The 10,323-nt window shown below is 37.8% G+C and carries 13 protein-coding genes; 12 read left to right on the plus strand and 1 reads right to left on the minus strand.

The window, feature by feature from the left end; genetic code table 11:
* The first annotated feature begins 124 nt into the window (after positions 1 to 124).
* The 10 genes from ME1_RS04060 to ME1_RS04105 all read left to right on the plus strand — a co-directional run bounded on the left by ME1_RS04060 (position 125) and on the right by ME1_RS04105 (position 8,018).
* The gene (locus ME1_RS04060; protein ID WP_004863611.1) at positions 125 to 1,390 is read left to right on the plus strand and encodes a DUF1376 domain-containing protein; all 1,266 of its coding nucleotides are present in this window, start codon (positions 125 to 127) and stop codon (positions 1,388 to 1,390) included.
* Positions 1,356 to 1,712, plus strand: a complete 357-nt coding sequence (locus ME1_RS04065) for a hypothetical protein (protein ID WP_004863614.1) — start codon at positions 1,356 to 1,358, stop codon at positions 1,710 to 1,712. Before ME1_RS04060 ends, ME1_RS04065 begins: the two co-directional genes overlap by 35 nt.
* Before the next feature lie 150 nt (positions 1,713 to 1,862).
* Entirely contained in the window at positions 1,863 to 2,306 is a 444-nt protein-coding gene (locus ME1_RS04070) for an SAM domain-containing protein (protein ID WP_004863615.1), read from the plus strand.
* Positions 2,307 to 2,406: 100 nt separating this feature from the next.
* Complete coding sequence (locus ME1_RS04075; protein ID WP_004863619.1) at positions 2,407 to 2,922, plus strand: hypothetical protein; 516 nt, start codon at positions 2,407 to 2,409, stop codon at positions 2,920 to 2,922.
* Positions 2,923 to 3,242: 320 nt separating this feature from the next.
* Positions 3,243 to 3,848 (plus strand): hypothetical protein, encoded by a 606-nt coding sequence (locus ME1_RS04080; RefSeq protein WP_004863621.1) that lies wholly within the window; start codon positions 3,243 to 3,245, stop codon positions 3,846 to 3,848.
* 79 nt (positions 3,849 to 3,927) lie between these two features.
* Positions 3,928 to 4,593 carry a hypothetical protein gene (locus ME1_RS04085; RefSeq protein WP_004863626.1) on the plus strand — a complete coding sequence of 222 codons (666 nt, stop codon included), beginning with the start codon at positions 3,928 to 3,930 and terminating at the stop codon, positions 4,591 to 4,593.
* Between the two features lie 574 nt (positions 4,594 to 5,167).
* Positions 5,168 to 6,643, plus strand: coding sequence for a replicative DNA helicase (locus tag ME1_RS04090; protein WP_004863629.1), 1,476 nt, complete (start codon positions 5,168 to 5,170; stop codon positions 6,641 to 6,643).
* A gap of 85 nt (positions 6,644 to 6,728) precedes the next feature.
* Entirely contained in the window at positions 6,729 to 7,172 is a 444-nt protein-coding gene (gene ssb / locus ME1_RS04095; RefSeq protein ID WP_004863632.1) for a single-stranded DNA-binding protein, read from the plus strand.
* A gap of 11 nt (positions 7,173 to 7,183) precedes the next feature.
* Positions 7,184 to 7,519: a hypothetical protein gene (locus ME1_RS04100; RefSeq protein WP_004863634.1), complete on the plus strand. Its 336-nt coding sequence runs from the start codon at positions 7,184 to 7,186 to the stop codon at positions 7,517 to 7,519.
* A complete protein-coding gene (locus tag ME1_RS04105; RefSeq protein WP_004863637.1) occupies positions 7,488 to 8,018 on the plus strand; it encodes a hypothetical protein in 531 nt (176 codons plus the stop codon). The genes ME1_RS04100 and ME1_RS04105 overlap by 32 nt, the downstream gene beginning before the upstream one ends.
* A 13-nt stretch (positions 8,019 to 8,031) precedes the next feature.
* Here ME1_RS04105 and ME1_RS04110 read toward each other — a convergent pair whose 3' ends face one another.
* Positions 8,032 to 8,454 (minus strand): hypothetical protein, encoded by a 423-nt coding sequence (locus ME1_RS04110; RefSeq protein ID WP_004863640.1) that lies wholly within the window; start codon positions 8,452 to 8,454, stop codon positions 8,032 to 8,034.
* 204 nt (positions 8,455 to 8,658) lie between these two features.
* Here ME1_RS04110 and ME1_RS04115 point away from each other — a divergent pair, with 204 nt between their 5' ends.
* Positions 8,659 to 8,991 (plus strand): hypothetical protein, encoded by a 333-nt coding sequence (locus tag ME1_RS04115; protein WP_004863644.1) that lies wholly within the window; start codon positions 8,659 to 8,661, stop codon positions 8,989 to 8,991.
* Positions 8,972 to 10,300, plus strand: a complete 1,329-nt coding sequence (locus ME1_RS04120) for a PBSX family phage terminase large subunit (RefSeq protein WP_004863648.1) — start codon at positions 8,972 to 8,974, stop codon at positions 10,298 to 10,300. The genes ME1_RS04115 and ME1_RS04120 overlap by 20 nt, the downstream gene beginning before the upstream one ends.
* Positions 10,301 to 10,323: the final 23 nt, after the last annotated feature.

Here is a 10,323-nt window from a genome sequence, read left to right on the forward strand (position 1 = left end):
CAATTAGAGAATGGCAACTTATGGTATGGATCAACAGCCTTTGAATATGAAAATAACAAATTTTCAGAGCGCGCTTCGAGAGCAGCGATAGCAAGGTGGCATAAGCACAAAGAGGGGGAAATGCATGTCCAATAAGTTACCATGGACGAGGCTTAATGCAGGCGAATGGATGAATGAAGTTTCTTGTTTATCTTCAACCGAGAAATGTATTTATGTGATGCTGCGGTTGCAAATGCTTTACGCTGGTGAACCTCTTTTGAGTGATATAAAGGCATTAGCAGTTTATGTTGGTTACCCAGTAAAGACATTCACCAAAGCATTAGATCTTTTATTACTCAAGAAAAAAATTATTCGTTTAGAGGATGGTCGATTATGGAATCTAGATGTTGAGTTAGAATTAAATGATAGCAAAGAAAAATCAGAAGCAGCATTGAAAGCAGCTAATTCTAGATGGCATAAAACTAAACGTAAAAATAATGATGATCATATAAATGAAAGCGCATATGCGGATTGCGTGCAGACCGCATGCGATGCGCATAGGGTTCCGCAATGCGACCGCAATGCAAGTAACAATAACATTAACATATATAAAAAAAATAACACTAACGTGTTATTAAAAAAAGAAATCGATTTTGAAGATTTAGAAACAGAAGATCAGGATCATGATGTTGAGAACTCTTCAGATCAAATCGAATTGGTAGCAGACGATCAAACATCCATTCACGAGCAAAGTAGTGAAACTTCATATGCTGCTAAAAATTTATGGCACATTGACGAGAAAGAATTGGAGAAACTACCGTCACGTCGTTATACCAATTCTGCTAAAAGCCTTGCAGATGTTATCGGTGATGTGCTCCCACCTACCATTCACAAGCAAGAGAGCGTTCCTAAAAAATCTAAAAAGCGCAAGGTAAAAAAAGATTTTAAAACTTTGCCTGAGGATTTCGAACCTGATTTGCAATACGCCATTGATCAAGGCTTAACGCATGATGAGGCGTTATTAGAATTTGAAAGATTTAAATTTCATTGGAAAGCCAACCCATGCCGAAATGCAAACAATCGCGATTGGCAAAGTGCTTGGTGTGGTTGGATTATTAATCAGAATGGAACGCTAGCCAAGAAATTAGAACAGGAGAAACGATATGCAAACGAACGCTATAAGCTCTCAACAAACAACTTCACAAACAGCCTTTCAGAAAGCTTCAGTACACTCAAAACAGCAATCACCACTAGCGATTCTTACAGATCAGAATGCAGCAGAGATACAGAGGTTATCAGTTCATTTGCAAAGATTTGCAGAGAGGGTGGATCGGAGTGTGTATCCTCCAATCTCTATGCATGGAAAGCCGTTGACGATGGAGGAGGAAGCGCAAGTTTTGCAAGACTGTAATCGCTTACAAGCGCTGCTTTCACGGAAAGTTACGGTTGAACAGATTGAAGCGGCGGCTTATTTGCTTTCCGGTCTAAAAATACCGGCAAATGTGGACCCTAATGTTATCGCTTTGAACTATAGCATAGCGCTAGCAGATGCTTCGGAACACGCCCTTAAACAGGCTGTTAAGGACGTCATATGCGGAAAAGCCAAGGGATTATCGAAAACATTTATGCCAACAGGGGCGGAGCTTGCAGACTATTGCAGAAATTTGAAGAGTGATCTTTATAGCGGAGCTTCAGTAGTGAAAATGTATTTGACATCACATAAGAGACAGTAAAGTAGTGAAGTATGCGTTTAAATCGATAAAAAAGACCGCACAAAGCGATTTAAAAACTTTTTGATACAAAACCACGCATGGAATTAAAACCGCTTTGTACGATCAAATTTGAGGCAAATAGACCAATTGGTAAAATTAAGGACTAAAAGCATGGGGATTTTAAAAGATTTGTTCTTAACAAAACGTAAGCAACCAATAAAAAGGTTTGTTGCAACAGCAAGAGGGCACGCGCCATGGGGATTAGGAGTTACTGAGTATTTTTACAACATGTACCAATATGAGGATGGTTCTAGAGAATACGAGGAATTGCAAGGTGGACAATATCACGAGATACCTGATCACGTGGATTACAGTACGAAGGCACAAGTGAGGGCGTGGTTGTATGGTGGTGAACCGCCATATTCTATTTTGAGTTATAAGCCATTGATAGATGGGGTGAATAAGAAAATCAAAAAACGCACAAAGCAAGATCAGTTGATTTGCGAAATTACGAACGAGAGTGAGAGAAGTTATTCACAAGCTTATGATATAGATCAAGAGTTGGAAAAAGCGCTTAATATTCAATTGGGTAATTTTCAAAATGAAAAAAAATGAAAGCATGGGGTTATGAGAAGCAATGCCCTTAAAAGCGTTCTTAATGTCGAATTCCTCATAGATGAGATCAAAAAGTTATCGAAAAACGCAGGAAGTGAATATGTTTACAGATAAGCAGCTAAGAGCCTTGTTTGGTGTTATAATCTTTATATTTTTATGTTTTTTAGGAATAAGAAAAAATATTGATTTTATTCAGACTATCTTGATATTTGCATGTGCTTCTTTGGTAATAGTAACAACTATTTGTGCAATTTTATGCAACTCTAGTATTCCTTTTGAATTACACAACAATCCAAAATATAAACGCGGTGATACAACGGGATGGGTGGAACTAACACGTGATTTACAACAATATATGCACATGCTCTTAAAGATAATAATGTTAGCACTTATCGTTTTAATTTTTCCAAATAGTTATAAAGAAACAGTTTTTTTGCCTACCATTTCTCAGTATGTGGAACACAAGCTTTCTTTTTTGTTGGATACTGTATTTTGGTACTTAGATATTGCCCTTTGGTATTCTCTTTTAGTCTGTGTATTCTTTCTTATGTTGTATACACGCAGTTTGATAAATATATCTATTTACACAATACAGTGTTCTATTAAAAAACCATGAGTAATTTTCAAAATGAAAAAAATTGAAAAAAATATAAAATTCGTATTGACTTTAAAAAAAGGTTCGTTTAGAAGGGTGGCAAGTGATTAAAAACCACTATGCGAATAGCGGATAGGTTACGAAACAGCCTCTCCCATACCTTTAAAATACTGACTATCTTTTATGCTTATTGAAGCGTATATGATTTATGTCGGGTGTGCTTATACCATACAATACCCTTCGCGAGGGGAAAGTATAAGCAACGGACTATTCGCCGTGTTTTTAGCACCCGGCGCCCTTATAGGGTGTCAATAAAAACAATTTAACGAATAGGTATTCAAATGAATTCTACAGCAAAAAAACTTCAAGACACCATTTTCTCTTACATTCAACATCATAATGATAGCGCCTCGCTTCAAAAGCAAGATCTTGGGAAAAAATATGAATTTACAGGTGAAACAATCGAAATTGATGGTCATGTTTTACACCGTATTAGAGCATTAAGAGATTTTGGTTATATGTTTGGGAAGGTTAAAGCGGGTGATTTAGGGGGCTTTATTGAAAAGGAAGATAACCTATCTCATCAGGGAAGCTGCTGGGTTTTTGATAATGCCCGTGTTTATCAAAATGCGCTTGTTACTGATAATGCTTATGTAGCTTGTGATGTTATCATTAAAGATTCTGCTACGGTTTCTGATAACGCACGTGTTGTAAATAATGTTCATATTTCTGATAATGCAGAGGTTTGTGATAATGCTGCTATTTACGATAATGTAAAAATTTATGGTAAAGCTTTTGTTGGTGATTACTCTCGTATTAGTGAAAATGTCATCATAAATGGTGCTACTATTATTGGCGATTCTGATATTGAAAGTGATACCTATTTATCACCTAATGATCTTATTTGTGATAAATTTATTCCAGAAATCGATGATCCGTGTTGGTAATTAAACAATAGGGCGGTGCGGGGCGCCCTCTCTAACTTTCATTTAAATTTAATCATTATTTAGATTGGGAATAAAACCTATGTCCACTATAACTGTATCTAAAATTGTATCCAAAAAATATGAACTTACAAATGAAACCCGTGTAGTGGGTAATCACACACTTTATCGTATTAAAGCTTTAAGAGATTTCGATGATGTTAAAGCTGGTGATCTAGGCGGCTTTATCGAAAATGAAAGCAACTTGTCACATGATGGCAATTGCTGGGTTTATAATGATGCTATAGCTGCTGTGAATGCCGTTGTTTCTGAAAATGCAAAGGTACGTAATGAAGCTTTGGTTTTTAATGAAGCAAGGGTATTAGGAAATGCCGTGATTAGTGATAAAGCGCGGGTTCTTGAAAATACTGCGTATGTTCATGGCAATGCAAAAATATATGACGATGCAATAATTTGTGGGGAAATTTATGGGAATGCCATTGTTTGTAATAAAGCCATGGTATCTACAGAAGCAAAAATTTATGACAATGCCAAAGTTTTGAATAATGCTTGTGTTGCTGGTTTGATTTATGGCAATGCAAAAATATCGGGTTCTGCTTGTATTTTTCCTAGTGCAGAGATTTATGATAATGCGTGCATTCAAGGGAAAACGAAAGTTTATTTCTTTGTAAAAATTTGTGGCAATGCCGTTATTAAAGGCAATAAAAAAATTTATAAAGATATTTGTGGTGATGATAAAGCAGCGTAAATAACAGCTGGTTTTAACAAAAAAAAGCCGTGTCATTAACGACGCGGCTTTAATTTTAGAAAAGGAGTGTAAAATAGAAAAATGTAACTACTTTCTATATAAAATACGTAAAATACACAAGATTCTGTAAGAAAAAAACCGCATCATAAATGACGCGGCTTTTATGCAGAATAGTATTTTATGTGTGTATAATACATATTCTGTGTATAAAGGCAAGTTCTTTCTTATCAAATTGCATCTTTTAAAAGAATATGTTATCTTAAGATGTGCGAGAATCGAAATACTTTTGTCTGTTTTATACGATAAAGTTTTCTTTAGGGTGTTGATAAAAATAAAGTCGTGTCATTCCATTGGCACGGCTTTTTTTTATAGCTGTTATCATTAGGCAAAATAAAACCGCATCAATTATCTTGACACGGTTTTATTATGGGTATGCTAATTTAAGTTATTTCCATAAGCAGTTATATTGCACAATCTGTATAAAAATGCAAGATGTTAAATAAATAAAAAATGGGATTCACTCTGTAGATTCAGTGAGTTATAATGATTTTATTTTACATTAGTTGAAAACATTATGACTATAACAAGCGCTGTTAATTCCATTCATTTAGAAACAAACGAGCCTGCTTCTTTTCGTCAACTTCCTCACAATATTGAGGCAGAACAGGCATTGATTGGGGCAATTCTTATTAATAATGATGCTCTTGATTGCGTTGCTGATTTTTTGAAACCAAATCATTTTTTTGAACCCTTGCATCAAAAGATCTTTAATACTGTGTTGCAAGTTATTCAAAACGGAAAAGTAGCAAATCCTATTACCATTAAATCCTTTTTTTCAACTGAAGAAAAAATTGGGGACATCATTGTATTCAGTTACATTGTGCGATTAGCAAAGGAAGCCGTGACAATCATTAATGCCAAAGATTACGGGCGGGTTATTTATGATCTTTTCATTAGACGCTCCTTAATTAACCTTGGTAATGAAGTCGTTAATACAGCTTTTGATGCGCCTGTAGATTTCACACCGTCACAGCAAATTGAAACCATTGAACACCAGTTGTTTGAATTGGCAGAAAAGGGAAAATACGGGGGCGGGTTTGAAAATTTTGAGACCGCTATCACAAAAGCACTCAACATGGCAAGCGCTGCTAAAAAGCGTTCTTCAAGGCTTTCCGGTATAGCTACTCATATCAAGACACTTGATGATAAAATGGGAGGATTACAAGCATCTGATCTCATTATCTTGGCAGGGCGCCCTGCTATGGGAAAAACCTCACTTGCTACCAATATTGCCTTTAACATTGCCAATGCCTACAAGCGTGATGCGTCAACACAAGAAAATGAGGGTGGCATTGTTGGATTTTTCTCACTTGAAATGTCAAGCGAACAATTAGCAACCCGTATTATATCTGAACAAACTGAAGTTTCTTCTTCTGAGATTAGACGTGGGAATATTTCTGAAGAACAATTTTCTAAAATCATCCGTGCAATGAAAGGCTTACAAAAGGCACCGCTATATATCGATCAAACCGGTGGGATATCCATTGCACAATTAGCCGCCCGTGCAAGGCGTTTAAAGAGGCAACATGGTCTAGATGTCTTGATTGTTGACTATATCCAATTGATCACGAGCAATTCAAGACGCTCTTCTGAAAATCGTGTTCAAGAGATTACAGCTATTAGCATGGGTCTTAAAACTCTGGCAAAAGAACTGAATATTCCTATCATCGCTCTTTCACAACTTTCACGACAAGTTGAAAATCGTACAGATAAACGCCCGCAACTGTCTGATTTACGTGAATCTGGTTCTATTGAGCAAGATGCTGATATCGTTCTTTTTGTTTATCGTGAGGAATATTATCTCAAAAATGAAAAACCAAAGGAAGGAAGCCCCGAATATGTAACATGGCAACAGAAATTAGATCAGGTTAAGGGGCAAGCCGAGGTTATTATAGCAAAACAACGCCATGGACCAACAGGAAGTGTTCCTCTTGCCTTTCAATCTGATTACACACGGTTTAGTGATTTGCCAACTAATGTAGAACATTAAATACGTGTTATTATAAACTGAAAACATTGGAAAAAAAGATAAATTATGTTATAATCATTTGTGTAATTTAATGGAACTTACAAGCATGTTGAATAAAGTGATTTTAATTGGCTATTTAGGAGCGAACCCCGAAAAGAAAACCATGAATAATGGTACTGAGGTGGTTAATTTTCGCATGGCAACATCCGAAAGCTATACTGATAAGAGAACTAATCAAAAGGTAAGCAAAACTGAATGGCATTCAGTAGTGGTTTTTAATCCGCATCTAGCAAAGATTGCGCTTCAATATCTTCACAAAGGCAGAAAAGTATATATTGAAGGGCAGCTTCAAACCCGCAAATGGCAAGATAAAAATGGTCAAGATCACTATACAACAGAAATTGTCTTGCCTCATTACAAAGGCGATTTGAAGCTTTTAGATGGCAAAAATGATGATAATCAAGAGCAATCATCATCCCCTTATGACAGAAGCTATCAACGCCCTCTTGATACGCCTCATCCCGTTATGAATGACAGTATTCCTTTTTAAGGGGGGCATTAATGAATAACGCTGTTACAAGTGCAGGGCATAAATATTATCTTATAACAGAGCAGCAGATAGCGTCATTAAAACATGATGCTATATACACGACTAATTTTGAAATAGCGATGGGTATTGTAATTGGGGCATTATTATCTTTTATCATTCTTTCGATGCTAGAACTTCGTAATCTAGAAGAAAAAATTACACCATCTGTCATCATAAGTATTATTTTATTTTCGTGGTTATCACTTTTAGATCTCACAACACGGTCAAGATCAGAGGAAACTTGGCAAGATATTAAACAGCAATCTGAGGACATCAGTGAAAAAAAACAAAAAAAGGGGACGCCCTAAGATTATAGGGCAGTTAAGAGAGCCAAATGGTCGTATATCACGTGCAAAATCACCACGTGAAGCCGTTGATAAACTAGCATTGGAAATGCGTGCAAAGCGCTTTGGTTTAACGCTACAAGAGGCAAAAAACCCGCTTGCTGGTACCTATATCGGGCGGCTTTGTTTGCAAGGCGTGCTTACACAAGATCAATATGACGCCGCTCAAAAATATCTACAGATAAGAAACGACTATCTTTGTGCAAAAGGCTTGCCAAGCGCTGTTTACGATGATGTGTCTACAAATTCAGACCCAAATAGTCTTGAACAATGGGTTGAAAAAGCAACCAATCACTATCAAGCCGTGCAAGAGGTAATAAAAGAAGCGCAATGCCTTTATAACCAGTATAATCTTTATGCCGCTATACAGTACCTTGTTATAGAAGATCAAATGTTACCGCATCTCGTGAGTTCATTGGGTATCGCTCTTAATGCGCTTCAAAAGCACTTTTCACAAAAGTAGATTAAAAGATATATTACGAACCAAAGATAAAGGGTATTGCAATAACAGCCAAGGCAGTTACCATTGCGAATAAATATGCAGGAATTTTGAATCTAAAACGCCATAGTATATTAATGGGGAGTGACATTATAGCGATTATTACTAATCCTATGACAAACCACTCTATTATTTGGTCTTTATTAAAACGATGTTTTAGCCTTTCGTTATAGTCTTCTTCACTAATACCAAGTACCTTATATTCCCTAGCCCATTCGGGGAGAAGTGACTTATCATAGTCCGTCTTTGGGATACATTTAATAACAGAAGATGGATCTCTTACATCACGCAAAACAGGAATTTCGCCATTTGCACATTCGATTTGTTTTTCACCATTTGCATGATTAGCTAATAAAAGAGTGCTTATTGCTATAACCAATAAAATGAAGCGTTTAAACATAGTTTATCCATTATTTTTCATTTCAACTGCTTATAACTGATTCCCTTTGAATCTATCAATATGTGTTATTTTGTTGTTGACAATGTGTTGCAAATCGTATTTAATGACAAATGCGGCACTGGACGTATTGTATCTAAACGAGGGGAAGTGCAGTGTGAAAATCCCGCAAATGCGGGGTTTTTTATTATCGGGAGGGAGTATTTTATGACATCAAAAAATACAGAACAAGTTCCACCAGTCAAAGAAAAATGGATACCACCGAGAGCTGGACTAGGACGTGTCAAAGGTATTCCCAACAAAACGACACGTATTTTAAAAGAAGCAGTTCTTAAAGCTGCTGAGAATGCTGGTAACAAAATAGGCAATGAGGGGCTTATTTCCTATTTAGAAAAGCAAGCTATGGATTGCCCCGCTGCTTATTTGGCTCTGCTTGGCAAGGTGTTGCCTTTACAAGTTACAGGTGAGGATGGGGGAGCTATAAAGATGATAACGCGTGTAGAGATCGCGCCTTTGGTAAATGACGACCGCACAGATTAGTATTGTACCAAAGCTTATACCAATCTTTACAGGAAAGGCGGCGGTTCGTGCTGTTTGGGGAGGACGGGGGTCAGGCAAGACAAGATCATTTGCCTTGATGGCGGCTTTAAAGGGCTATCAATTCGGGATGGGGGGCATTTCAGGAACTATTCTTTGTGCACGTCAGTTCCAGAATTCTCTAGCAGAGAGTTCTTTGGAGGAAATTAAACGCGCCATTGAAGATCATGACTTTTTAAAGGACTATTACAAGATTGGGGAGTCTTCGATTAAGTCGAGAGATGGTCGTATAGCCTTTCAGTTTTCTGGTCTTGACCGCAATGTAGCGAGTATCAAGTCGATGGGGCGTATTTTGCTATGCTGGGTTGATGAGGCAGAACCTGTCACTGAAACAGCTTGGCAAACGCTTATCCCAACTTTACGTGAGGAGGGAGAAGGATGGCGAGCAGAATTATGGGTCACATGGAATCCATTGCGAGAGAATGCCCCCGTTGAGAAGCGGTTTCGCTTTTCAGACAATGAGGCAATCAAGCGTGTTGAGATCAATTGGTCAGATAACCCGAAGTTTCCAAAGATCTTGAATGAAGCACGGTTGGATGATCTTAGAAACCGACCAGAGAGCTATAAGCATATTTGGGAAGGTGGTTACTTAACCGCGGTTCAGGGTGCTTATTATCAACAAGAAATGTTGGCAGCCGAGCAGGAAGGGCGGATAGGGCGTGTTTCTCGTGATCCTTTAATGCAGATACGCGCTTTTTGGGATATTGGGGGCACGGGCGCCAAGGCAGATGCCACGGCAATATGGATAGCACAGTTTGTGGGACGCGAAATCAGGGTTCTTGATTATTACGAAGCACAGGGACAACCGTTATCGGAGCACATAGGCTGGTTGCGTCAAAATGGCTATGAGAAGGCATTGATGGTTTTGCCTCATGATGGAGCGACCAGAGACCGTGTGCACAATGTGAGTTTTGAGAGTGCACTTAAAAATGCGGGCTTTCAAACAAAAGTTATTCCCAATCAGGGAACGGGTGCAGTCAAGATACGTATAGAAACAGTTCGTCGTGTTTTGCCTTCTGTTTGGTTTAATGAAGCAACCACGGTAGCAGGGCGCAAGGCACTGAATTGGTATCACGAGAAATGGGATGAAAAGCGCAATATAGGTTTGGGGGCAGAGCATGATTGGTCCAGTCATGGAGCAGATGCCTTTGGCTTAATGTGCATTTCATACAAACCACCCCAAGAAACACAGAAACGAGCAGCTTATAGCGGCAAAACAGAATATGAGAGTAGCTCATGGATGGCAGAATGATGCAAGATGATGAGACATTAGAG

It is taken from the genome of Bartonella vinsonii subsp. arupensis OK-94-513 (assembly GCF_000278235.1).
Taxonomy (GTDB): Bacteria; Pseudomonadota; Alphaproteobacteria; order Rhizobiales; family Rhizobiaceae; genus Bartonella; species Bartonella arupensis.

Coding starts and splice junctions, on each gene's coding strand:
- ssb (WP_004863632.1), top strand. CDS start 6,729: ATGTTGAATAAAGTGATTTTAATTGGCTATTTAGGAGCGAACCCCGAA.
- ME1_RS04070 (WP_004863615.1), top strand. CDS start 1,863: ATGGGGATTTTAAAAGATTTGTTCTTAACAAAACGTAAGCAACCAATA.
- ME1_RS04080 (WP_004863621.1), top strand. CDS start 3,243: ATGAATTCTACAGCAAAAAAACTTCAAGACACCATTTTCTCTTACATT.
- ME1_RS04115 (WP_004863644.1), top strand. CDS start 8,659: ATGACATCAAAAAATACAGAACAAGTTCCACCAGTCAAAGAAAAATGG.
- ME1_RS04120 (WP_004863648.1), top strand. CDS start 8,972: ATGACGACCGCACAGATTAGTATTGTACCAAAGCTTATACCAATCTTT.
- ME1_RS04110 (WP_004863640.1), bottom strand. CDS start 8,454: ATGTTTAAACGCTTCATTTTATTGGTTATAGCAATAAGCACTCTTTTA.
- ME1_RS04090 (WP_004863629.1), top strand. CDS start 5,168: ATGACTATAACAAGCGCTGTTAATTCCATTCATTTAGAAACAAACGAG.
- ME1_RS04065 (WP_004863614.1), top strand. CDS start 1,356: ATGGAGGAGGAAGCGCAAGTTTTGCAAGACTGTAATCGCTTACAAGCG.
- ME1_RS04060 (WP_004863611.1), top strand. CDS start 125: ATGTCCAATAAGTTACCATGGACGAGGCTTAATGCAGGCGAATGGATG.
- ME1_RS04085 (WP_004863626.1), top strand. CDS start 3,928: ATGTCCACTATAACTGTATCTAAAATTGTATCCAAAAAATATGAACTT.
- ME1_RS04100 (WP_004863634.1), top strand. CDS start 7,184: ATGAATAACGCTGTTACAAGTGCAGGGCATAAATATTATCTTATAACA.
- ME1_RS04075 (WP_004863619.1), top strand. CDS start 2,407: ATGTTTACAGATAAGCAGCTAAGAGCCTTGTTTGGTGTTATAATCTTT.